This window comes from Streptomyces sp. NPDC101227 (genome assembly GCF_044767545.1).
Taxonomy (GTDB): Bacteria; Actinomycetota; Actinomycetes; order Streptomycetales; family Streptomycetaceae; genus Streptomyces.
In genome coordinates this window covers 386,229-407,922 of record NZ_JBIWOD010000005.1, presented here as the reverse complement: position 1 = coordinate 407,922, position 21,694 = coordinate 386,229, and the positions used below count along the sequence as shown (strand labels likewise).

19 protein-coding genes and 1 pseudogene are annotated in these 21,694 nt (G+C 71.9%); 8 read left to right on the top strand and 12 right to left on the bottom strand.

Translation table 11 applies throughout. The features are described 5' to 3' along the window. Nucleotides 1–67: 67 nt before the first annotated feature. The 7 genes and pseudogenes from ACIRPT_RS14250 to ssd form a co-directional block, all read right to left on the bottom strand. Nucleotides 68–268 (bottom strand): annotated as a pseudogene (locus tag ACIRPT_RS14250) (Rv3654c family TadE-like protein); the annotation flags it as partial. 46 nt (nucleotides 269–314) lie between these two features. After that, complete coding sequence (locus ACIRPT_RS14245) at nucleotides 315–695, bottom strand: TadE family type IV pilus minor pilin (RefSeq protein ID WP_403826753.1); 381 nt, start codon at nucleotides 693–695, stop codon at nucleotides 315–317. Beyond that, on the bottom strand, nucleotides 682–870 hold the full coding sequence (locus tag ACIRPT_RS14240) for a DUF4244 domain-containing protein (protein ID WP_403826750.1): 189 nt from the start codon (nucleotides 868–870) through the stop codon (nucleotides 682–684). The genes ACIRPT_RS14245 and ACIRPT_RS14240 overlap by 14 nt, the downstream gene beginning before the upstream one ends. 64 nt (nucleotides 871–934) lie before the next feature. Continuing rightward, complete coding sequence (locus tag ACIRPT_RS14235) at nucleotides 935–1,693, bottom strand: type II secretion system F family protein (RefSeq protein ID WP_403827091.1); 759 nt, start codon at nucleotides 1,691–1,693, stop codon at nucleotides 935–937. A 65-nt stretch (nucleotides 1,694–1,758) separates the two neighbouring features. Next, nucleotides 1,759–2,400, bottom strand: a complete 642-nt coding sequence (locus ACIRPT_RS14230) for a type II secretion system F family protein (RefSeq protein WP_403826747.1) — start codon at nucleotides 2,398–2,400, stop codon at nucleotides 1,759–1,761. A 236-nt stretch (nucleotides 2,401–2,636) separates the two neighbouring features. Then, nucleotides 2,637–3,794 (bottom strand): TadA family conjugal transfer-associated ATPase, encoded by a 1,158-nt coding sequence (locus tag ACIRPT_RS14225; RefSeq protein WP_403826744.1) that lies wholly within the window; start codon nucleotides 3,792–3,794, stop codon nucleotides 2,637–2,639. Continuing rightward, complete coding sequence (gene ssd, locus ACIRPT_RS14220) at nucleotides 3,791–4,972, bottom strand: septum site-determining protein Ssd (RefSeq protein WP_403826741.1); 1,182 nt, start codon at nucleotides 4,970–4,972, stop codon at nucleotides 3,791–3,793. The genes ACIRPT_RS14225 and ssd overlap by 4 nt, the downstream gene beginning before the upstream one ends. A 518-nt stretch (nucleotides 4,973–5,490) precedes the next feature. On the opposite strand from ssd, the gene ACIRPT_RS14215 reads away from it, so the two are divergent. Continuing rightward, nucleotides 5,491–6,348: an HAD family hydrolase gene (locus tag ACIRPT_RS14215; protein WP_403498974.1), complete on the top strand. Its 858-nt coding sequence runs from the start codon at nucleotides 5,491–5,493 to the stop codon at nucleotides 6,346–6,348. A 437-nt stretch (nucleotides 6,349–6,785) separates the two neighbouring features. On the opposite strand, the gene ACIRPT_RS14210 is transcribed toward ACIRPT_RS14215, so the two are convergent. Next, nucleotides 6,786–7,643, bottom strand: coding sequence for an oxidoreductase (locus tag ACIRPT_RS14210; RefSeq protein WP_403826738.1), 858 nt, complete (start codon nucleotides 7,641–7,643; stop codon nucleotides 6,786–6,788). Nucleotides 7,644–7,744: 101 nt separating this feature from the next. Between ACIRPT_RS14210 and ACIRPT_RS14205 the strand changes: the two genes are divergently transcribed. Beyond that, on the top strand, nucleotides 7,745–8,731 hold the full coding sequence (locus ACIRPT_RS14205; RefSeq protein ID WP_403826735.1) for an ATP-binding protein: 987 nt from the start codon (nucleotides 7,745–7,747) through the stop codon (nucleotides 8,729–8,731). On the opposite strand, the gene ACIRPT_RS14200 is transcribed toward ACIRPT_RS14205, so the two are convergent. Then, nucleotides 8,712–10,091 carry a hypothetical protein gene (locus ACIRPT_RS14200; protein WP_403826732.1) on the bottom strand — a complete coding sequence of 460 codons (1,380 nt, stop codon included), beginning with the start codon at nucleotides 10,089–10,091 and terminating at the stop codon, nucleotides 8,712–8,714. The two genes, ACIRPT_RS14205 and ACIRPT_RS14200, sit on opposite strands and share 20 nt — an antisense overlap. A 324-nt stretch (nucleotides 10,092–10,415) precedes the next feature. Here ACIRPT_RS14200 and ACIRPT_RS14195 point away from each other — a divergent pair, with 324 nt between their 5' ends. From ACIRPT_RS14195 to ACIRPT_RS14170, 6 genes are all read left to right on the top strand, one after another. Continuing rightward, nucleotides 10,416–12,764 (top strand): SulP family inorganic anion transporter, encoded by a 2,349-nt coding sequence (locus ACIRPT_RS14195; RefSeq protein WP_403826729.1) that lies wholly within the window; start codon nucleotides 10,416–10,418, stop codon nucleotides 12,762–12,764. 149 nt (nucleotides 12,765–12,913) lie between these two features. Continuing rightward, the gene (acs, locus tag ACIRPT_RS14190) at nucleotides 12,914–14,902 is read left to right on the top strand and encodes an acetate--CoA ligase (RefSeq protein ID WP_403826726.1); all 1,989 of its coding nucleotides are present in this window, start codon (nucleotides 12,914–12,916) and stop codon (nucleotides 14,900–14,902) included. Nucleotides 14,903–15,140: 238 nt separating this feature from the next. Beyond that, nucleotides 15,141–16,535, top strand: coding sequence for a Na+/H+ antiporter NhaA (gene nhaA, locus ACIRPT_RS14185; protein WP_403826723.1), 1,395 nt, complete (start codon nucleotides 15,141–15,143; stop codon nucleotides 16,533–16,535). Between the two features lie 45 nt (nucleotides 16,536–16,580). Then, nucleotides 16,581–17,039, top strand: coding sequence for a phage holin family protein (locus ACIRPT_RS14180; protein WP_403826720.1), 459 nt, complete (start codon nucleotides 16,581–16,583; stop codon nucleotides 17,037–17,039). Further along, nucleotides 17,036–17,974, top strand: a complete 939-nt coding sequence (locus ACIRPT_RS14175; protein WP_403498997.1) for an alpha/beta fold hydrolase — start codon at nucleotides 17,036–17,038, stop codon at nucleotides 17,972–17,974. The genes ACIRPT_RS14180 and ACIRPT_RS14175 overlap by 4 nt, the downstream gene beginning before the upstream one ends. Nucleotides 17,975–18,141: 167 nt before the next feature. Continuing rightward, entirely contained in the window at nucleotides 18,142–18,339 is a 198-nt protein-coding gene (locus ACIRPT_RS14170) for a hypothetical protein (RefSeq protein WP_403499000.1), read from the top strand. Nucleotides 18,340–18,411: 72 nt separating this feature from the next. Here the strand turns inward: ACIRPT_RS14170 and ACIRPT_RS14165 are convergent, their stop codons facing one another. The 3 genes from ACIRPT_RS14165 to nth form a co-directional block, all read right to left on the bottom strand. After that, nucleotides 18,412–19,611 carry a MarP family serine protease gene (locus ACIRPT_RS14165; RefSeq protein ID WP_403826716.1) on the bottom strand — a complete coding sequence of 400 codons (1,200 nt, stop codon included), beginning with the start codon at nucleotides 19,609–19,611 and terminating at the stop codon, nucleotides 18,412–18,414. A gap of 13 nt (nucleotides 19,612–19,624) precedes the next feature. Continuing rightward, a complete protein-coding gene (locus ACIRPT_RS14160) occupies nucleotides 19,625–20,356 on the bottom strand; it encodes an NUDIX hydrolase (protein WP_403826713.1) in 732 nt (243 codons plus the stop codon). A 73-nt stretch (nucleotides 20,357–20,429) separates the two neighbouring features. Then, complete coding sequence (gene nth / locus ACIRPT_RS14155) at nucleotides 20,430–21,434, bottom strand: endonuclease III (RefSeq protein WP_403826710.1); 1,005 nt, start codon at nucleotides 21,432–21,434, stop codon at nucleotides 20,430–20,432. Between the last annotated feature and the right edge of the window lie 260 nt (nucleotides 21,435–21,694).

Sequence of the window (21,694 nt, the reverse complement as noted above, 5' to 3'; positions counted from 1 at the left end):
GCGCGGCCGGTCCGGCTCGGGCCCGTACCCGCGCCGTGTACGGCCGCTCACCCGCCTCGGCCGATACGTCGGCGACCGCCCCGGCCAGCGAGCAGCGCACCAGGCGCGTGTGCTGCGCGCGTGCCACCCGGCGGGCCGCCGCGCAGGCCGTGGCTCGCCCCTGTAGGGCATGGTCCGCGGCGGCCAGCGCCGCCAGGTCCGCGGCACCGCCCGCCCGGTGGCGCGCCGCGATGGCCTGGCCCACACCGATCAGGGCCGCGAAGACCACGCAGAGCGCCGCCGCCGCGAAGACCGTCCACACCGTCGCAGAGCCCTCATCGCCGCCCCACCGTCTCCTCAGCAAGAGCCACCGCCTCCCCTCTGACCTGCGCCGTCAGCCGCCCCACACCGGGCAGCTCGGCCGCGACCCGTACGCGTACGAGGTCGCCCTCCCGCGCCAGCTCGATCCGCGCGCCCCGCGGAGCCGCGCCCCTGGCCGCCTGGATCACCGCGGCCCGTGGTTCCGAGCGGGCCGCCGCCCGCGCCCCGGCCCGCGCCGCATCCAGGCACTCGATACGGGCGCAGACCGCCATCAGCCCCCAGACGAGCGCCGCCACCACGGCCACCAGCACCGGCAGCACCACGGCCGTCTCCGCCGTCACAAAGCCCGCGTCCCGGTCGGCCCGGCCGCGCGGCCCGGTCTCAGACCTGGTCACCGAGCGCCTTCTCCAGCACGCCTTGCAGCAGGTCCGCCACCACGCCGCTGGTGACGACCTTGTACAGGACCGCCGCCAGGGCACAGGCCGCGAGCGTGCCGATGGCGTACTCGGCCGTGACCATCCCCCGGTCCCGCTCCGTCGTGCGCAGCCGCATCCACCAACGTCGAAACATGTCATCCCCCTTGAATTCATGCGCATGAGTCATGGCCAACCGCGCATGACCCGCGACTCGTAGGTCAGTTGCGTCCCAGCAGTCCGCCCGCCAGGCCGATCAGCACCGGCGCCACACCGAGGATCAAGAACGCCGGCAGGAAGCACGCCGACAGCGGCAGTGTGACCAGCACCCCCGCCCGCCGGGCCCGTGCGGCCACCGCTCTGCCGTGCTCCGCGCGCAGCTCTGCCGCGATGCGGGCCACCGACTCGACGGCCGGCACGCCCGATATCCCGGCGCGCTCCAGGCAGCGCGCCAGCCCCTCGGCTCCGGGCAGGGCCGCCAACCTCGGCCATACGAGGGCTGGTTCAGCGCCGAGGCGGAGTTCCGCCGCCACCTGGCGCAATCGCTCGGCGACGGCCCCGTCCAGCGACCGGCCCACCACCTCGGCCGACTCCCGCGGACCGGCCCCGGCGGCGAGGGTGGCGGCCAACAGGTCGGCGGCCGGCGCCAGTTCGGCACGCACGGCGGTCTCCGCCAACCGTCCGGCTTCCGCGGCCCGTTGTCGTGCGAGCCAGAGCCGGGCACCGCAGCCCACGGCCAGCCCCGCCATGACTCCGGCCGCTCCGCCGACGAGAATGACCACGAACCCCGCCGCGCCCAGTGGTCCCGCCCACTCCTTCAGCCGACGCCTCAGCCGCCCGCCACTCCGCGCCCCACGCGCCCCAGACGCCTGGCGGCGCCGCACGGCCCGCCCGCCACCGTCCCCGAGCATCGCCCGGGCCCGTTTCCGTACGGCCCGTCCGCGGCGCGCCCGCCGCGCCAGAGCGATCGCGCACACCATTGCCGTCACGGCCGAAATCACCATCCCCAGCCTGTGGATAACTTCTGCGTCGACAACCCCCACGCTCACCGCGCTCCCCTCTCCTCGCCGGCGGCCGCGACGATCCCCGCCGTCCAGGCCACGCCGGCCCACTCCAGTAGTCCGCCGATCACCAGGCAGCCCCATCCCGCCGGGGTGTGCAGCAGCACCCGTAACGGGTCGGCGCCGAGCGCGCCGCCCATCAGCAGCCCGGCCACCGGAAGCAGCGCGAGCATCAACGCCGTGACCCGGGGTCCCGCCAACTGGGCGCGCAATTCCTCCCGTTGGTCACGTCGGGCCCTGAGCCCGGCCGCGATCCGCTCCAGCCCTGAGGCGAGCCCGGCGCCGCCCTGCACCGCGACCTGCCAGCACGCCGCCATACCGGTCAGCCCCTCGGCCCCGGGCAGCCGCGCCGCCCTACGCAGCGCCCGCGGGACATCGCCTCCGTAGCGCGCGGCCGCCGACACCGCCGCCCCGTCCTCGCCGAGGCCCGGCACCCCGGTGGCGAGCAGCGCCCGGTCCGGCTGCTGTCCGGCGCGCAGTTCGCCCGCCACGGCGGCGCACAGCCCGATCACCGCCGCCGTACGCCGGTCCCGCTCGCGCTCCGCGGCGCGGGCCGCCAGCCACCGGCGGACGACGAACGCGGCGGCCGGCGAGGCGAGCACGGGCACCACGGATGCGCCGGCCACGCCGACCCCGAGCCCCACCGGGACGCACCAGGCCTCCGGCCCGATACGCCCACGCCACCGGCGACCGGCACACCGCCACCGGGCCCGGCGGACCGCCGGCTCCGACGCCGCTCCACCGCCCCCGAGCAACGCCCGAGCCCGGCGCCGCGCAACGTCCCGCCCCTCAGCGGCCAGCCATCCGGCCGCCCCCGCGCAGAGCACCGCCATCAACGCCGCCACCGTCGCCCCCGAGCCCATCACCGCCCGCCGCCCCGCGCGCAGAGCTCCGCCAACCGCCGCCGGCCACGCGCCTCCTGGAATCCGCCCGGGCCCCAGAGCGCGGCCGGTACGGTCACCACGAAGCCGTCGCGGTCCCGCTCCAGGACATGGATCTCGGCGATCCGCCGGCGCCCGGACCGGTCGCGTACGAGATGCAGGACGACCGAGAGCGCGGCGGCCAGCTGGCTGTGCAGGGCAGCGCGGTCCAGCCCGGCCGTCGAGCCAAGCGCCTCCAGGCGGGCGGGCACATCGCAGGCGGCATTCGCGTGGACGGTGCCGCAACCGCCCTCATGGCCCGTATTCAGGGCCGCCAGCAAATCCGTGACCTCGGCGCCGCGCACCTCGCCGACCACCAGCCGGTCGGGCCGCATCCGCAGCGCCTGCCGTACGAGGTCCCGCAACGTCACCCGCCCCACGCCCTCCTGATTGGCGGGCCGGGTCTCCAGCCGCACCACATGGGGATGGTCCGGGCGAAGTTCGGCCGAGTCCTCGGCCAGGACGATCCGCTCGTTCGGACCGACCAGCCCCAACAGGGTGCTGAGCAGCGTCGTCTTGCCCGAGCCCGTTCCGCCGCTGATCGCGAAGGACAGCCGGGCCGCCAGCACGTCGGTGAGCAGTCGGTCGCCGCCCGGCGGGACCGTCCCGGCCGCCACCAGGTCCGCGAGGGTGAAGGCCCGGGGGCGGAGCACCCGCAGGGAGAGGCAGGTCCCGGCCACGGCCACCGGGGGCAGCACGGCGTGCAGCCGGGTGCCGTTCGGGAGCCGGGCGTCGACCCACGGGTGGGCGTCGTCGAGGCGACGTCCGGCCACCGCCGCCAGCCGCTGCGCGAGCCGGCGCACCTCCGCCGCGTCCCGGAAGCGCACCGCCGCACGCTCGAGCCCGCCACCCCGGTCCACCCACACCTCGTCCGGCGCGGTGACCAGGACGTCCGTGACGTCCGGCGCGGCCAACAGCGGCTCCAGCGGCCCGCTGCCCACCATCTCGGACCGCAACGCGGCCACCACGCCCAGCACTTCGGCGTCCCCGAGGAGCCGCCCCTCCTCCCGCAGCGCCACCGCCACCCGGGCCGGCGTCGGTTCCGCCCCGGCCTCGGCCAGCCGCCTGCGCACCACCTCCAGCAGATCCGGTGCGGTCATGCGCGGACACCGCCCCGGATGGCCGTAACGTCCGGCCGGCCCGCAGCCGACAGGGGCGGGGGCGAGCCCGGTGGTGCCAACACCCGCTCCCAGAACGCCGTACAGAACCGGGCCAGGGGCCGCCGTGGATAGGCCCCCGGCGGCACATCCCGTCGCAGATCCCCCGACAGGTCCGCTTCCCAGGGGAGTTCACCGGCCAGCGGAAGCTCCAGCAGGCGGGCGATCTCGTCCGGATCCAGCCCCGGGTCCGGTCCGGGCACTCCGCGTACGACCACCCGGACATCGCCGAGCACTTCGCGCACCCCGGCCGCCACCCGCCGCGCCGCCGCGACCGCGCGCAGCTCCGCCGGGACGATCAGCAGCCCCAGGTCCATCTGCGCCAGCGCCTCCGCCACCGCGTCGTCGACCCGGCGGGGCAGGTCCACCACCACGACGCCGCCGCGTCGGCGCGCCGCCGCGAGCACCGCGCGCATGGCCGGTGGCGGGATGGCGGCCTCGCCAGACCGGTCCCAGCTGAGTACCCGCAGGGAGTGCAGCCGCGGCAGCGACTCCGCCAGGACCCCGCCGGCCACCCGGCCGCGCGATTCGGAGAAGGCGGGCCAGCGCAGGCCCTGCTCCTTCTCCCCGCCCAGGAGGACGTCGATCCCACCGCCGAGGGGATCGCCGTCCACCAGCATGGTGCGCGCTTCCGTCCGGGCCGCCGTGACGGCGAGGGCGCAGGCCAGGGTGCTCGCCCCGGCCCCGCCGCAGCCGCCGATGACGCCGACCGTGCGGGCCGGTGGCCCGACGCCCTCGACGGCGTCGGCGATCCGGTCGGCCAGCCAGCGTTCGCCGTCGGGGAGCGCCAGCACCCGTTCCGCCCCGAGGGCGACCGCCTGGCGCAGGAGCGCGGGATCGTCGGCGTCGCGGCCGGCGACCACCACGCCCGCGCGCCGCCCGACGCCGCTCAGCCGGGCCGCGCAGTCCTCGCCGACGATCACCAGGGGCGCCGTCTCCCAGTGCCCGTTCCGGGCCGGCCGGCCGTGTGCCACTTCGGGTCGCGTGCCGGCCGCCGCACACAGCCGGAGTAGATCGTCGAGAAGGCCTTCGTCCTCGGTGATGATCAGCGGCGCGCCCCGCTCTTCGCTGTTTCCGTTCTCCCGCTGATCCGGTCGATCGGATGCCCTGGTTCCGGCCACGTTCCGTCCCCCTATCGCTACACAACTCACGCATCCGCGAACTCGCGGACTTTTACGATGCAGCGATCGGGAAAATCCCGTGGATCTTGACGCAAATCTGTGGACAACTCCCCGGCTGTGAATATCCCCGTCACCTATTCCAGCGATGAACGACTACTTCTGGGGGCACAGAGCGGGACGAAGACCGACAAGGAGATCGGAGACGAAGAAGAGCTTTCGCAGCGCAGCGCGGCGACTACAGGGAGTTATGGGTGGCGCGCGTCATCAAGGAGCCGCCGCGCGGGCGAAGGGGAAGATCCGGATCCGGGTCCGGCGGCGCAAAAGGCGTCCGGACATGCGACGACCCCCGCCGGGGGGGAGAGCGGGGGTCGTCCCCACGGCCGACTCGGGGGGGGAGGAGCCGGACCGGGTTAGCACGGTCGCGAACGATCCGTGACTTCCATGGTGTACCCGAGAGCCTTCTCAGGCAAACCCACGCGCCACACCTTACGCCGAATGGTTGCCCCTATGCTCGCCCCGTGGAAAACCACTCCGTGCCTCACTCGTCGCCCCGTACTGCCGCGTTCTTCGACTTGGACAAGACCGTGATTGCAAAGTCGAGCACGCTGGCCTTCAGCAAGTCGTTCTACCAAGGCGGCCTGATCAATCGCCGGGCTGTCCTGCGTACCGCGTATGCCCAGTTCGTGTTCCTCGCCGGCGGCGCGGATCACGACCAGATGGAGCGCATGCGCGAATATCTCTCCTCTCTCTGCCGCGGCTGGGATGTGGCCCAGGTCCGGGAGATCGTGGCCGAAACGCTGCACCGTCTGATCGACCCGATCATTTACGACGAGGCGGCCTCGCTCATCGAGGAACATCACGCCGCCGGGCGGGACGTCGTTATCGTCTCCACTTCGGGCGCCGAGGTCGTCGAGCCGATCGGTGAACTCCTGGGCGCCGACCGGGTGGTGGCCACCAGAATGGTGGTCGGCGAAGACGGGTGTTTCACCGGCGAGGTCGAGTACTACGCCTACGGGCCGACCAAGGCACAGGCCGTTCGGGAACTCGCCGCGTCCGAGGGCTACGACCTGGAGCGCTGCTATGCGTACAGCGACTCGGCAACCGACGTCCCGATGCTGGAAGCGGTCGGCCACGCCTTCGCGGTCAATCCGGACCGGGCGCTGCGCCGCGAGGCGGTGGCGCGCGGCTGGCCGGTGCTCTCCTTCAACCGGCCGGTCCCGCTCAAGCAGCGGCTGCCTGCGCTGACCTTGCCCCCTCGGCCGGTGCTCGCCGCCGTCGCCGCGGTGGGCGCGGCGGCCGCCACCGCGGGCCTGGTCTGGTACGCGAGCCGGCGCCGGACGACGACCAAACAGCTTGCCCGCATTGCCCATTTTTGAGGCCAAACGTAAATATCTGCGGCACGGGGTTCCGCTTGCCCCGCATCAGTAGTACAAAGGACTTAACGGCCCGCGAGACCAAGGACATCCGAGAGGACTACCTGAAAACGCAGCAAGGCCCACGGACCGATGCATGAAAGTCGGGCACCCACGCGACGCCGACCCGTCGATTACGGGCCAGCCGCACCAGGTAACGGACAAAGTTTCCGACCTGATCGGCAAAATATCGTGCACGCATGGTCACGCGACAGACATGCCAGCGGCGGTACCAAGCAGTACAGGTACCGCCGCAACCCCTTTTCAGGGCATGGATTTCGGCACTGCTAAAGACCAGTTAAGGGCGCCGCCCTTTGGGGCGAGCGCCCTTAGTCCTGCTTATGCCGCGGCAGACACGCGCGTGCGGCGCAAAGCCTGTGCCGTGCCTCGCCGGACCGGCCTTATGCCGCGCCTCGCTGCAGCGCCTCGCAGACCGCGGTGCTCTCCCGGGAGCCCAGGTCCACCGCGCGGCCGCAGTGCGCGATCCACGCCGCGACGCCCTCCGGGGTCCCCGAGGCATAGCCCCCCAGGGCCGCCACGTAAGCCGCGCGCCCCAGTTCGGCGTGTCCGACCTCGGCCGGGCAGATGGACTTCGGGTCCAGCCCGCTGCCGACCAGCACGATCCGCTCGGCGGCCCGCGCGACCAGCCCGTTGTACGAGCCGAACGGCCGCAGCGCCAGCAGCTCGCCGTGCACCACCGCGGCCGTCACCAGGGCCGGCGCCTCGGTGCCGGCCAGCAGCAGCCGCGCCAGGCCGTCCAGCCTCCCCGCGACCTCATCGGCGTCCGGCAGCGCCAGCTCGATGAGCGGCTCGTCCACGGGTTCGGCGCCCAGCCGCGGCCGCCCCACCGTCTCGTCCGGCGCCTCCCCGCTCGCCGCCACCAGATGCAGGCGCGCCAGCACCCGCAGCGGCGACTGCCGCCATACGCTCAGCAGCTGCCCGGCCTCGGCGGTCAGCCGCAGCGCGGCGCCGACCGTCCGCGGCTCGCCGTCGACGCCGAAGTCGGTGCGCCGCCGGACCTCTTCGAGCGCCCAGTCGGCCCCCGCGAGCGCCGCGGAACCGCGCGCCCCGCGCAGCGCCGCCTCCGAGGTGACCTCATTGCTGCGGCGCCGCATGATCCGGTGTCCATACACCCGGTCGACGCCCTTGCGTACGGAGTCCACCGCGTCGGCGACCCCCGGGAGCGACGCCAGGGCGGCGAGCGGATCGGCGCCGGCGTTCGGGGGTGCGGGGGTCGTGCCCCGGGAGTCTGCAGCCATGGGCACGACCCTACGCACCACCAGGCCGAACCCCTCGAAGGAGTGGTCTTCTTCACGTAAAGCTCTCACCCACCGCAATATGACGATTACCCTTGGTGAACATGAAGATCGCTTTCGTAGGCAAGGGCGGCAGCGGCAAGACCACCCTGTCCTCCCTGTTCATCCGGCATCTCGCCGCGTCCCGGATCCCCGTGATCGCGGTGGACGCCGACATCAACCAGCATTTGGGCGCCGCCCTCGGCCTGGACGAGGAGGCGGCCGCCGCGCTTCCCGCGATGGGCGCCCATCTCCCGCTGATCAAGGACTACTTGCGCGGCAGCAACCCCCGGCTCCCCTCCGCCGAGACAATGATCAAGACCACCCCGCCCGGCGAGGGCTCACGCCTGCTGCGGGTCTGCGAGGACAACCCCGTCTACGACGCCTGCGCCCGCACCGTCCCGCTGGACGACGGCTCCGTACGGCTCATGGCGACCGGCCCGTTCACCGAGTCCGATCTCGGCGTGGCCTGTTACCACTCCAAGGTCGGCGCGGTCGAGCTGTGCCTCAATCACCTGGTGGACGGCCGCACGGAGTATGTGGTCGTCGATATGACGGCCGGTTCGGATTCGTTCGCCTCCGGGATGTTCACCCGCTTCGACATGACCTTCCTGGTGGCCGAGCCGACCCGTAAGGGCATCGGCGTCTACCGCCAGTACAAGGAGTACGCCCGGGATTTCGGCGTCCCCCTGAAGGTGGTGGGCAACAAGATCCAGGGCCCGGACGACCTGGCGTATCTGCGCTCCGAGGTGGGCGACGATCTGCTGGTGACCGTCGGGCACTCCGACTGGGTGCGCGGCATGGAGAAGGGCCGCACGGCCCCCTTCGCACAGTTGGAGGAGACCAACCGTCGCGCCCTCGCGGCGCTGCACGGCGCGGCCGATGCCTCGTACGAGCGCCGCGACTGGGAGCGCTACACCCGTCAGATGGTGCACTTCCACCTCAAGAACGCCGAGAGCTGGGGCAACGCCAAGACCGGCGCCGACCTTGCCGCCCAGGTCGACCCCGCCTTCGTACTGCTGGAGGAGGTGGCTACTCCGCAGCCGGCCTGATGGGTCCGATGGGCCTGATGGGCCCGCTCCGCGCGTCCGCGTCGGCGGGCAGCACCGGCCCGTCCGGCCTGCCCGTCGGGGCATACGGGGTGGCGTACGGGGTGCCACCGGCCGTATCGGGGACACCCGCCCTGCCGGGGGGACCGGCCGCGTCGGCGAGATACGACGCCCAGCCGCCCTTCGGGGACTCGCCCACCCGCAGCCCCCGCAGCCTGGCCAGTACGTCCGGCTGCTGCGCGTCCAGCCAGTCGGCCAGCTGTTTGAAGCTGACGCACCGGACGCCCTTTCTGAGGCAGATGGCCTTGATGGCCTTCTCGACGGCCGCCATGTAGGTGCCGCCGTTCCAGGACTCGAAGTGGTCGCCGATGAACAGCGGTGCGCGATTGCCGTGATAGGCCCGCTTGAAGCCTTCCATGACGCCGCCGAGCATCTGCCTGCCCCAGGCGGCGTGCAGGGCGCGGTCGCCGTGAGTGGTGCCGGACTGGTTGGCGAGGAAGTTGTAGTCCATCGAGAGGGTCTCGAAGCGCCGACCGGGCAGCGGTATTGCCTGCAGCGGGAAATCCCAGATGCCGCCGGCCTTCCGCGGCCAGGTCTGCCGCCCTCCCGGCGAGCTGGCGTCGTAGCGGAAGCCCATCGCCCTGGCGGCGCGCAGCAGATTGCGCTGCCCCTCCAGACAGGGGGCCCGCCCGCCGACCAGTTCCCGGGAGTAGTCGAACGGCAGCGGCCGCTCGGACGTCAGGCCCGAGTTGGTCTTCCAGCGCTTGACGAACTCCTCGGCCTGCTCGATCTCGCTGATCCATTCGGCCGGCGTCCAGACGCCGGCGCCCCGGGGGCCGCAGAAGTGGCCGTTGAAATGCGTGCCTATCTCGTGGCCCTCCTGCCAGGCGCCGCGTATCTGCGTCACGGTGTCCTTGATTCCCTGGACGTCGTTGAAGCCGATCGCCGAGGTGCCGGGGGCGTGCCGGGGCGGGGCGTACAGGTCCCGCTTGTCCTCCGGGAGCAGATAGACGCCGCTGAGGAAGAACGTCATGGTCGCCTGGTACTTCTTGCCGACCGCCCGGAAGTGCGAGAAAAGCCGCCGGCCGTCCTCACCCGCGCCGTCCCAGGAGAACACCACGAACTGCGGGGGCCGTTTGCCCGGCTCGAGGCGGACGGGGGTGGGCTGGTTGGGCTGCTCCCCGGTGTAGGCGGTGGAGCCGTCGCCGATGAGCCGGAGCGTCTGGGCGGGGGCATGCGGCGCGACCCGGCCCTTCTTCGTGTGCGGGGCCGGGCCGCCCCGGAGGGGCCCGGCACAGCCGGCTATCGCGGCCAGCGCCACCGCCGCCGCTATGGACGTCGTGACCTTCGCCGGTGCCGCCATCGGCCCACCTCAATCCCGGTGCCGCGGCACCTTCCGAGTGATTAATCGGAAGAACTACCCGTAATCCACGCGAAATCGAGGGAGTCGAGAAAAGGGACAGTCCAATAGTCATCCAAATTCACCCGATAGGTGGAATCACTGCGTCGTATGCCCGAAAAACCTTCCCTTTACCTTTACGTGTCATTACGATCCATTTACCGAAGCTTGAGAGTCGCCGGACCATCACCCGCACGAGGGCCACCCGGCCGGCTCGCGTCCCGCCGCAGTACACCGCCGCCCACGATCGCGCTCTTGCGCGACCGCGTCGCCCCGGAGGAGACGGGAATGTCGCAGATCGAGAAGTCGCCGCCGCCGAAGCCGCGCGCCCCGCACCCCGCCGAGATCCCGTCCGCGAGCCGGCCCGAGATCCTTACGCAGCCCGCGCCCGGGCCGCGCGCCGAGAAGCCCCGCAGCGCGACGCTGCGCCGGGACCTGTCCGCCTCGATCGTCGTCTTCCTGCTCGCCGTTCCGCTGTCGCTCGGCATCGCCCTGGCCACCGGCGCCCCGCCGCAGGCCGGCCTGGTCGCCGCGGTCGTGGGCGGCATCGGCGCCGGCCTGCTCGGCGGCGCCCCGCTCCAGGTCACCGGCGCCGCCACCGGCCTGCTGGTGATCACCGCCGATCTCGTGCAGCGCTATGGCTGGCGCGCCACCTGCGCCATCACCGTCCTCGCCGGCCTCGCCCAACTCGCCCTGGGGGCACTGCGGGTGGCCCGCGCGGCGCTGGCCATCAGCCCGGCGATCGTGCACGGCATGCTGGCCGGGATCGGCGTGACGATCGCCGTCGGGCAGCTGCATGTGGTGCTCGGCGGCAGCCCCGACAGCTCGGCGCTCGACAACGTCGCGGCGCTGCCCGGCCAGTTGGAGCACCCGCACGCCGCTGCCCTGCTGATCGGCGCCGTCACCGTCGCCGTACTGGCCGGCTGGAAGCGCCTGCCGGGCCGCGGCGGGCGCTTGGCGCGGATGATCCCGGCCCCGCTGGCCGCCGTCCTCGCCGCCACGGCGATCAGCGCCGGGATGGCGGTGCCGCGGGTCGATCTGCCGTCCTGGCGGCTGCCCGAACTGCCCGCGCTGCCGGACGCCTCCTGGCCGGCGGCCGCCGCCGCGGTACTGACCGTCACCCTGGTGGCCAGCATGGAGTCCCTGCTGTCCGCGGTGGCGGTGGACCGCCTCGCGGCCGAGCAGCCCGGCGCCCCCGAGGGCCGCTCGCAGCTCAACCGCGAGCTGGCCGGTCAGGGCGTCGCCAATGTCGTCTCCGGGCTGCTGGGCGGCATGCCCGTCTCCGGAGGCGCGATGCGCGGCTCGGCGAACGTCAAGGCGGGCGCGGCGACCCGGCGCGCAACGGTGCTGCACGGCGTGTGGGTGCTGGTCTGCGCGGGCCTGCTGGCCGGGACGCTGGAGCTGATCCCGCTGGCTTCGCTGGCCGCCCTGGTGATGGTCGTCGGCGTACGGATGGTGAGCTTCGCGCATATCCGCCATGTGCAGCGGCACCGCGAATTCCCGGTGTACGCCGCCACCTTGGGCGCGGTCGTGATCCTCGGCGTACTTCAGGGCGTGGCAACCGGCATCGCGGTCTCGGTGTTCCTGGCCCTGCGACGGCTGACCCACACGCGTATCGCGGTCACCGAGGAGGCCGACTGCCACCGGGTACGTGTCAGCGGGCAGCTGACGTTCCTGGCGGTGCCGCGGCTGACCCGGGCGCTCGCGCTGGTGCCGGCCCGCGCCAACGTGGTCGTCGAGCTGTGCGGATCGTTCATGGACCATGCCGCCTACGAGGCACTGCGGTCCTGGTCCGCCGGGCACCGGGCGCACGGCGGCTGGGTCACCCTCGGAGGCCGCTCGGGCCGCCCGATCGCCGAACCGGCCAGCGCGCACTCCTGCCGCCCCTGGACCCCGTGGCGCAATCACCACTGCACCCGGCCCGCCCCGGCCCCGGAGTCGGCGCCCCAGAGCAGCGGCAGCCAACTGCTGGGCGGGGTCAGCGCCTTCCAGCGCCATACGGCCCCGCTGGTGCGCGAGGAGCTGGCCCGGCTGGCGCGCGAGGGCCAGCGGCCCACCCAGCTGTTCCTGACCTGTGCCGACTCCCGGCTGGTCACCAGCATGATCACGTCCAGTGGGCCGGGAGATCTGTTCACCGTTCGCAATGTGGGCAATCTGATGCCGCCGCCCGGCTCGGACGCCTCCTGCGACTCGGTGGCGGCGGCGATCGAGTACGCGGTGGAGGTGCTGCGGGTCGGCTCGATCACGGTGTGCGGGCATTCGGGGTGCGGCGCGATGGGGGCGCTGCTGGCCTCCGCGGCACCGGACGAGGCCGAGCCGACCCCGCTCGCCCGGTGGCTGCGGCACGGCCGGCCGAGTCTGGCCCGTATGGCGCGCATCGGACGGCTGGGCCGGGGCGAGGTCTCCCTCAACAACCGGCCGGTGGCCGACGACCAGGAACGCCTGGCGCTCGTCAACGTCCTGCAACAGCTCGACCATCTGCGGGAGCACCCGTGCGTGGCCCGCCGGGTGGCGGAGGGCTCGCTCGCACTGCACGGCATGTATTTTCATGTCGGCGACGCGCAGGCGTACGTACTCGACGAGGCCACCGGGCGGTTCGCGGCGGTCTGCGGCGAGCCGGCGCCGGCCACGGTCTGACCTGCGCGGCATCCCCCGAACGGCCCTGGAACAGACCGCCATTCGACAGGTCTACACCAATATTTATCCACAGGCCTTGTCACGGCCGGGCGTGGGCTGATGAGCTATGGCCCGGGGACACATCGGACGCCCTGGGAATGGGAGATGTCGTGAGCAACGAAAGCCTGGCCAACCTGCTGAAAGAGGAGCGACGGTTCGCACCGCCCGCCGATCTGGCCGCGCATGCCAACGTCAAGGCTGCCGCGTACGAACAGGCCGCGGCGGATCGGCTGGGCTTCTGGGCCGAGCAGGCCAAACGCCTCAAGTGGGCGGTGGAGCCCACCGAGACACTCGACTGGTCCAATCCGCCCTTCGCGAAGTGGTTCGCGGACGGCAAGCTGAACGTCGCCTACAACTGCGTGGACCGGCATGTGGAAAACGGCCTGGGCGACCGGGTCGCCATCCACTTCGAGGGTGAGGGCGGCGACACCCGCACGATCACCTACGCCGAGCTCCAGCGGGAGGTCTCCAAGGCCGCCAACGCCCTGATCGAGCTGGGTGTCCGGACCGGCGACCGGGTCGCCATCTATCTGCCGATGATCCCGGAGGCGGTCATCGCGATGCTGGCCTGCGCCCGCCTGGGCGCGCCGCATTCGGTCGTCTTCGGCGGCTTCTCCGCGGACGCGCTGGCGACCCGTATCGACGACGCCGACGCCCGCGTGGTGATCACCGCCGACGGCGGCTACCGCCGCGGCAAGGCGTCCGCCCTCAAGCCCGCCGTGGACGAGGCGCTGACCAGGCCGGGCACGGAGAAGGTGCGCAGCGTGCTGGTCGTGCGCCGTACGGGCCAGGAGGACATCGCCTGGCACGACGGCCGCGACGTGTGGTGGCACGAGATCGTCGAGCGGCAGAGCGAGACCCACACCCCCGAGGCGTTCGACGCCGAGCACCCGCTCTTCATCCTCTACACCTCCGGCACGACGGGGAAGCCCAAGGGCATCCTGCACACCACCGGCGGCTATCTCACCCAGGTCTCGTACACCCACCACGCCGTCTTCGACCTCAAGCCGGAGACCGACGTCTTCTGGTGCACCGCCGACGTCGGCTGGGTCACCGGCCACTCGTACATCACCTACGGCCCGCTCTCCAACGGCGCGACCGAGGTGCTCTACGAAGGCACGCCCGACACCCCGCACCAGGGCCGCTGGTGGGAGATCGTCCAGAAGTACGGCGTGACGATCCTCTACACCGCGCCGACCGCGATCCGCGCCTGCATGAAGTGGGGCGACGACATCCCGGCGAAGTTCGACCTGTCCTCGCTGCGGATCCTCGGGTCGGTCGGTGAGCCGATCAACCCCGAGGCCTGGATCTGGTACCGCAAGCACATCGGGGCCGACGCCACGCCGATCGTCGACACCTGGTGGCAGACCGAGACCGGCGCCATGATGCTCAGCCCGCTGCCCGGCGTCACGGAAACCAAGCCGGGCTCGGCGCAGCGTCCGCTGCCCGGTATTGCAGCCACTGTGGTGGACGATGAAGCGAACGAGGTACCCAACGGCGGCGGCGGCTACCTCGTACTGACCGAGCCATGGCCGGCGATGCTGCGCACCATCTGGGGCGATGACCAGCGCTATCTGGAGACGTACTGGTCCCGCTTCGAGGGCAAGTACTTCGCGGGCGACGGCGCCAAGAAGGACGAGGACGGCGACATCTGGCTGCTGGGCCGGGTGGACGACGTCATGCTCGTCTCCGGGCACAACATCTCCACCACCGAGGTCGAGTCGGCTCTGGTCTCGCACCCGAAGGTGGCCGAGGCCGCGGTCGTCGGCGCCACCGACCCACAGACCACCCAGGCCATCTGCGCCTTTGTCATCCTGCGCGGCGGCGCGGCGGCTGAGACATCGGACGCTGACGCGTCGGGCTCGGGCCTGGTCGACGAGCTGCGCGCGCACGTTGCCCAGCAGCTCGGCCCGATCGCCAAGCCCAAGCGGATCCTGCCGGTCGCGGAGCTGCCCAAGACCCGCTCCGGCAAGATCATGCGGCGGCTGCTGCGCGATGTCGCCGAGAACCGCGACCTCGGTGACGTCACCACGCTCACCGACTCCTCGGTCATGGACCTGATCCAGGCGAAGCTGCCGAGCGCGGCCAGCGAGGACTGAGCCGTACCGCCCATGGAGGGAGCGCCGGGCCGCGCAGGCCGGGTGCCCCCTCCGTCGCACTCCGGCGGCCCTTCGCCCGATATGCCCGTAAGGTGAGGGCCACTGGATAGCCCCTTGCACCCGCCCGGTAAAGTGGTGAGCGCGCTAATGAAGCGCAAAGAATCTCAGGGTGCGCCGGGAAGTCTGGTCGGCAACTGCAACAGCCGTACTCAGCTGCCGAATTGACCGGAGGCCACCCGTGAGCGCGCCGAAGAACCGCCGTTCCATATTCCTCGGCCGGATGTCCCTGCCGGAGCGGAACTTCATCGCGGATGCGCTGCGCGCCGAGACCGTCGGCGGCGTCCTTCTCCTCGTCGCCGCCGTAGTGGCCCTGATCTGGGCAAACACCCTGAGCGGCAGCTATGCGTCGATCCGCGATTTCCACCTCGGCCCCGCCGCGCTGGGCCTGGACCTGTCCGTGCAGCACTGGGCCGCCAACGGCCTGCTCGCGGTCTTCTTCTTCGTCGCCGGCATCGAGCTCAAGCGCGAGCTGGTCGCCGGCGAGCTGCGCGACCCCAGGGCCGCGGCCCTCCCGGTGGTCGCCGCGGTCTGCGGCATGGCGATGCCCGCGGCCGTCTACGCCGTCGTCAACGGCATCGGCGGCGGCTCGCTACAGGGCTGGGCGGTCCCCACCGCCACCGACATCGCCTTCGCGCTCGCCGTCCTCGCCGTCATCGGCACCTCGCTGCCCTCCGCGCTGCGCGCGTTCCTGCTCACCCTCGCCGTCGTCGACGACCTCTTCGCGATCCTGATCATCGCGGTCTTCTTCACCTCGAAGATCAATTTCCTGGCGCTCGGCCTCGCCGTCGTCGGCCTGGCGGTCTTCTATCTGCTGCTCCGCAAGGGCGTCCGCGGCTGGTACTTCTACGTCCCGCTGGCGCTGGTCATCTGGGCGCTGATGGAGAACAGCGGGGTGCACGCCACGATCGCGGGCGTCGCCATGGGCCTGATGCTGCGCTGCCACCGCCGCGAGGGCGAGCGCCAGGCCCCCGGCGAGCACATCGAGCACCTGGTCCGCCCGCTCTCCGCCGGTCTCGCGGTGCCGCTGTTCGCCCTCTTCTCCGCGGGCGTGTCCATCTCCGACGGCGCGGTCCACGACGTGTTCACCCGGCCCGAGACGCTCGGCGTCGTCCTCGGCCTGATAGTCGGCAAGGCGCTGGGCGTCTTCGGCGGCACCTGGGCCACCGCCCGCTTCACCAGAGCGGAGCTCAACCCCGACCTCAAGTGGCCGGACGTCTTCGCCGTCGCCACCCTGGCCGGCATCGGCTTCACGGTCTCCCTGCTCATCGGCGAACTGGCCTTCTCCGAAGACCTCACGCTGGCCGCCGAGATCAAGGCAGCGGTGCTGATCGGCTCGTTGCTCGCCGCCGTGTTCGCGGGCGTACTGCTCAAGGTCCGCAACAACAAGTACAAGAAGCTGTGCGAGGACGAGGAGCGGGACGAGGACCAGGACGGCATCCCCGACATCTACGAACTCGACAAGCCGGAGTACCACCTGCGGATGGCCGCGATCCACGAGGCAAAGGCCGCCGAGCACCGCCGCCTTGCCGAAGTAGCCGCCGACACCCACGCCGGAGACGATGGTCCGGCATGATCTGAGAGGCTTTGCCATCCAGGCGAAGAGAAGAGGGAGACGGCGATGAGCGCAGCCGACGGCAGCACGGACCGCAGCCTCGGGCAACTGGTGGCCACGGCCACCGCCGAGATGTCCGCACTGGTGCACGACGAGATCGCGCTGGCCAAGGCGGAGTTCCGGCAGGACGCCAAGCGGGCCGGCATCGGCAGCGCCGCGTTCGTGGTGGCGGGTGCGCTGGCGCTGTTCGCGCTGCCGGTGCTGAGTTTCGCGGCGGCGTACGGCATCCACAACCTCGGCCTCGGGCTGGCCTGGTCGTTCCTGATCGTGGGCGGCGCCTTCCTGGTCCTCGCCGGGCTGCTGGTCCTCATCGCGATGGCCAAGATCAAGAAGATCAAGAAGCCGGAGCGGTCGATCAACTCCGCCAAGGAGACCGCGGCCGTACTGCAGAAGGCCAAGCCTCACCCGCGCGTCGCGGCGGACGGCCACCCGGTCCTGGAGTCTGTGACACGCTCGTCGGTATGACAGCTCCTGACAGCACCGCCTCCGTCGTACGACTCGACGTTCCCGGGGAGCGAGAGGTCTCGCACCGGGACGTCGCGGCGAACGGCGCGCGCTTCCACATCGCCGAGATGGGCGACGGCCCCCTGGTGCTGCTGTTGCACGGCTTCCCGCAGTTCTGGTGGACCTGGCGCCACCAGCTTCCCGCGCTCGCCGACGCGGGCTTCCGGGCCGTCGCCATGGACCTGCGCGGCGTCGGCGGCAGCGACCGCACCCCGCGCGGTTACGACCCGGCGAACCTCGCCCTTGACATCACCGGCGTCGTGCGCTCCCTGGGCGAGCCGGACGCCGCGCTGGTAGGGCACGATCTGGGCGGCTATCTCGCCTGGACGGCGGCGGTGATGCGGCCCAAGCTGGTGCGCCGGCTCGCGGTGTCCTCGATGCCGCATCCGCGGCGCTGGCGCTCGGCGATGCTCGCCGACGTACGGCAGAGCGCCCGCAGCTCGCACATCTGGAACTTCCAGCGCCCCTGGCTGCCCGAACGCCGGCTGACCGCGGACGACGCGGCGCTGGTCGGCCGCATGATCCGCGACTGGTCCGGTCCCCGGCCGCCCGAGGACGACGCCATCGCCGTCTATCAGCGGGCGATGAGCATCCCCTCCACGGCGCACTGCTCGATCGAGCCGTACCGCTGGATGGTGCGCTCGATGGCCCGCCCGGACGGCATCCAGTTCAACCGCCGCATGAAGATGCCGGTACGGGTCCCGACCCTGCATCTGCACGGCTCGCTCGACCCGGTGATGCGCACCCGCAGCGCGGCCGGCTCCGGCGAGTACGTGGAGGCCCCGTACCGCTGGCGGCTCTTCGACGGGCTGGGGCACTTCCCGCACGAGGAGGACCCCGTGGCGTTCTCCACGGAACTGATCAACTGGCTCAAGGACCCAGAACCGGACCGCTGAGCGGACGCCGTACGCCGCTGAGCGGGACGGCCTCGAAAGGCGTCCCGCGGGCTCGCCCGCGACCACCTCGAACATTCGTATGACGAACGGCCAATTGCCTGGCGCATAGGCCAATTGGCGGCTCCCCAGGCGGTTACGGACCTTGGGCCACGGGCAGTGTCGTGGGTATGGGCTGGACGCACGACTACCGTGACGTGGCACGCAACCGCCGCAGCAGTGCCGCTGCAGTGGGCACTCGGGAGAGGGAAACCCCGGACCTCAGGTCCGACGACTCCCCCGGTCCCGCGGACCCGATGGGCATTCCGCGCATCCTGCGCCGCAGAGCGCGCTGGATGAGCGCGCGCCTGCGCCATCCCCGAAGCTGAGCCGCCGCGCCCCGGCGCGCGCCCGGCGCGGGAAACCACCGTCTCCCGCGCCGCGTTCGGCGCCCGTCCGCCTCAGATCGCGCAGCCCTGGCTGTTGACCTGCCCCGTGGCCGTACGCCCCTTGGTGACGTCCTCACGGACCTCGTCGGCGGTCAGCGCATAGCCGGTGTGGGAGTCGTCCAGCGACTTGGCGAAGACGACGCCGTAGACCTCGCCCTTGGGGGTGAGCAGCGGACCGCCGGAGTTGCCCTGCCGGACCGTGGCGTAGAGGGAGTAGACGTCCCTACCGACCGTGCCGCGGTGGTAGATGTCCGGGCCGTTGGCCTGGATACGGCCGCGGATACGGGCCGCGCGGACGTCATAGCCGCCGTTCTCCGGGAAGCCCGCGACGATGGCGCTCTTGCCGCTGCTCGCGTCCTTGTCGGCGAACTTCAGCGCCGGGGCTTTCAGCGAGGGCACCTCCAGGACCGCGATATCGCGCCGCCAGTCGTAGAGCACCACCTTGGCGTCGTACTGCCGGCCCTCGCCGCCCACCTGGACGGTCGGCTCGCTGACGCCGCCGACGACATGCGCATTGGTCATGACGCGGTGCTTGCCGAAGACGAATCCGCTGCCTTCGAGGACCTTGCCGCAGCTGGGCGCCGTACCGACGATCTTGACGATGCTGCGCCGGGCTCCCGCCGCCACCGAGCCGTTGACCAGCCTGGGGTCCGGCGCGGGCACGGACGTGATCGGCTCGTTGGAGAACGGCGTGAAGACCTGCGGGAAGCCGTTCTGCGCGAGCGCGGCGGAGAAGTCCGCGAACCAGGTGTTGGCCGCCTGGGGCAGCACGCGGGACACCCCGAGCAGCACCTTGGAGTTACGGACCTCCTTGCCGAGCGTCGGCAGGGACGTGCCCGCCAGGGCGGAGCCGATCAGCCAGGCGACCAGCAGCATCGCCAGGACGTTGACCAGCGCGCCGCCGGTCGCGTCCAGCGCCCGCGCCGGTGACCAGGTGATGTGGCGGCGCAGTTTGTTGCCCAGATGGGTGGTGAGCGCCTGGCCGACCGAGGCGCACACGATCACGATGGCTACGGCCGCGATGGCCGCGAAGGTGCCGGGCGTCGCATCGCCGGTGATCTCGTTCCAGATCAATGGCAGCAGATAGACCGCGATCAGGCCGCCTCCGAGGAAGCCGATCACGGACAGGATGCCGACGACAAAACCTTGCCGATAGCCGACGATCGCAAACCACACGGCGGCGACCAACAGCAGGATGTCCAGGACGTTCACGCCGGACACCGTCTCACGAGCGCCAGTCGAGCGGGACCTGCTTGTCACGGTCCCAAGGAATCTCCCAGCCCGCGTAATGCAGTATCCGGTCGATCACACCCGCCGTAAAGCCCCAGACCAGGGCGTCCTGGACGAGGAAGGCCGGGCCGACGTGTCCACTGGGGTGACGGGTGGTGACCCGATGCCCCGGATCCGTGAGATCCGCCACCGGAACCGTGAAGACCCGTGCGGTCTCCGCCTGGTCCACCGCGCCCACCGGAGTCGGCTCACGCCACCAGCCCAGGACGGGCGTCACGACGAAGCCGCTGACCGGGATGTAGAGCCGCGGCAGCACGCCGAAGACCTGGACACCGGCCGGATCCAGACCGGTCTCCTCCTTCGCCTCGCGCAGCGCCGCCCGCACCGGGCCGTGCCCCTCGGGATCGCCGTCCTCCGGATCGAGGGCGCCACCGGGGAAAGAGGGCTGGCCGGCATGCGAGCGCAGGGTGCCGGCGCGCTCCAGAAGCAGCAGCTCGGGGCCGCGCGGGCCCTGGCCGAAGAGGATCAGCACCGCGGACTGCCGGCCGCCGCTCTCGGGCGGCAGGAAGCGGCTGAGCTGCCGCGGCTCGATCGTGGCGGCCGCGCGGGCCACCGGGGTCAGCCACTCGGGCAGGCCGTCGGCCGTGACGGCGATCTCCCGGCCGTACGCCGCCGTCCCCGCGCGGGTCCCGGTCTCCTCGCCGTACTGCTCCCGTGCACTCCTCATACGCGCCCCCTCAGGCCCTGGCATCGATGGTCGGTCCCCCGATCGGGGTCGCCCTGTGGTCACGCGGCTGCCGTCATGGGGCCGCCATCGGAGGCGCGGGCTGCCCCGGATAGTCGGCCGGCGGCTTCAGCCGCTGCCCCGGCTGACCGCCCAGCTCGTACTTCAGCAGCTTCTTCGCCTTCTCCGGGTCCGTCTCGCCCTCGCCGTACGCGGGGCACAGCGGGGCGATGGCGCAGGCACCGCAGGCGGGCTTGCGGGAGTGGCAGACGCGGCGGCCGTGGAAGACGACGCGGTGCGAGAGCATCGTCCATTCGCTCTTGGGGAAGATCTCGGCGACGTCCGCCTCGACCTTCTCGGCGTCCTCCGCGGTGGTCCAGCCAAAGCGGCGGGCCAGACGGCCGAAGTGCGTGTCGACCGTGATCCCCGGGACGCCGAAGGCGTTGCCCAGCACCACATTGGCGGTCTTACGGCCGACACCGGGGAGCGTGACGAGATCCTCCAGGCGGCCGGGCACCTCGCCGCCGAAGCGGTCGCGCAGCGCCGCCGACAGCCCCAGCAGCGACTTCGTCTTGGCCCGGAAGAAGCCGGTCGGCCGGATCAGCTCCTCCAGCCGCTCCGGCTCCATCGCCGCCATGTCCTCGGGCGTCGGGCAGACCGCGAACAGGCGCGGGGTGGTCTGGTTGACCCGCAGATCGGTCGTCTGCGCCGACAGCACCGTGGCGACCAGCAGCTCGAAGGGGTTGGTGAAGTCCAGCTCCGGGTGGGCGTACGGATACAGCTCGGCCAGCTCGCGGTTGATCCGCCGCGCCCGCCGCACCATGGCGACCCGCGATTCGGGCTTGCGGGCGGGGGCCTTCTTGGCGGGGGCGGCCTTCTTGGCCGGGGCTTTCCTGGCCACGGCCTTCTTCGCGGCAGCCTTCTTCGCGGCAGCGGCTGTCTTCTTCGCGGCGGGCGCCTTGGCCACCGCCTTCTCGGCCGTCTTCGCGGACTTCACGGTCTTCGCAGCCTTCGCGGACTTGGCGGCCTTCTTGGCGGTGCTCTTGGCTGCCGCCGACGTCGCGGGCGGGGTTTCCTTCACGCCGGCCTTCTTCCCTGCCGAGATCTTGTCTACCGGGCTCTTCGATGCTGAGGTCCTGACGGTCGCGCCCGCCGGTATCCCGCGCTTCGCCGTCGCGTCCTTCGTCATCGTGTCCGTCGTCGTGTCCGTCGCCTCGCCCGCCGTCGGCCGCGACGCGCCGGACCGCCGCGCAGCCGCCTTCCGGGACGCCGTCACCCTGGAGGGGGATTTGTTACTTTTATCCGCACTCGCCGCACCTGTGGACGCGTGTTCGCCCACAG

What these genes read in the sequence shown, in the direction of transcription:
- ACIRPT_RS14240 (WP_403826750.1), bottom strand. Translation starts at nt 870, where the DNA reads ATGTTTCGACGTTGGTGGATGCGGCTGCGCACGACGGAGCGGGACCGG.
- ACIRPT_RS14235 (WP_403827091.1), bottom strand. Translation starts at nt 1,693, where the DNA reads ATGGTGTGCGCGATCGCTCTGGCGCGGCGGGCGCGCCGCGGACGGGCC.
- ACIRPT_RS14225 (WP_403826744.1), bottom strand. Translation starts at nt 3,794, where the DNA reads ATGACCGCACCGGATCTGCTGGAGGTGGTGCGCAGGCGGCTGGCCGAG.
- ACIRPT_RS14210 (WP_403826738.1), bottom strand. Translation starts at nt 7,643, where the DNA reads ATGGCTGCAGACTCCCGGGGCACGACCCCCGCACCCCCGAACGCCGGC.
- ACIRPT_RS14205 (WP_403826735.1), top strand. Translation starts at nt 7,745, where the DNA reads ATGAAGATCGCTTTCGTAGGCAAGGGCGGCAGCGGCAAGACCACCCTG.
- ACIRPT_RS14200 (WP_403826732.1), bottom strand. Translation starts at nt 10,091, where the DNA reads ATGGCGGCACCGGCGAAGGTCACGACGTCCATAGCGGCGGCGGTGGCG.
- ACIRPT_RS14195 (WP_403826729.1), top strand. Translation starts at nt 10,416, where the DNA reads ATGTCGCAGATCGAGAAGTCGCCGCCGCCGAAGCCGCGCGCCCCGCAC.
- ACIRPT_RS14180 (WP_403826720.1), top strand. Translation starts at nt 16,581, where the DNA reads ATGAGCGCAGCCGACGGCAGCACGGACCGCAGCCTCGGGCAACTGGTG.
- ACIRPT_RS14175 (WP_403498997.1), top strand. Translation starts at nt 17,036, where the DNA reads ATGACAGCTCCTGACAGCACCGCCTCCGTCGTACGACTCGACGTTCCC.
- ACIRPT_RS14170 (WP_403499000.1), top strand. Translation starts at nt 18,142, where the DNA reads ATGGGCTGGACGCACGACTACCGTGACGTGGCACGCAACCGCCGCAGC.
- ACIRPT_RS14160 (WP_403826713.1), bottom strand. Translation starts at nt 20,356, where the DNA reads ATGAGGAGTGCACGGGAGCAGTACGGCGAGGAGACCGGGACCCGCGCG.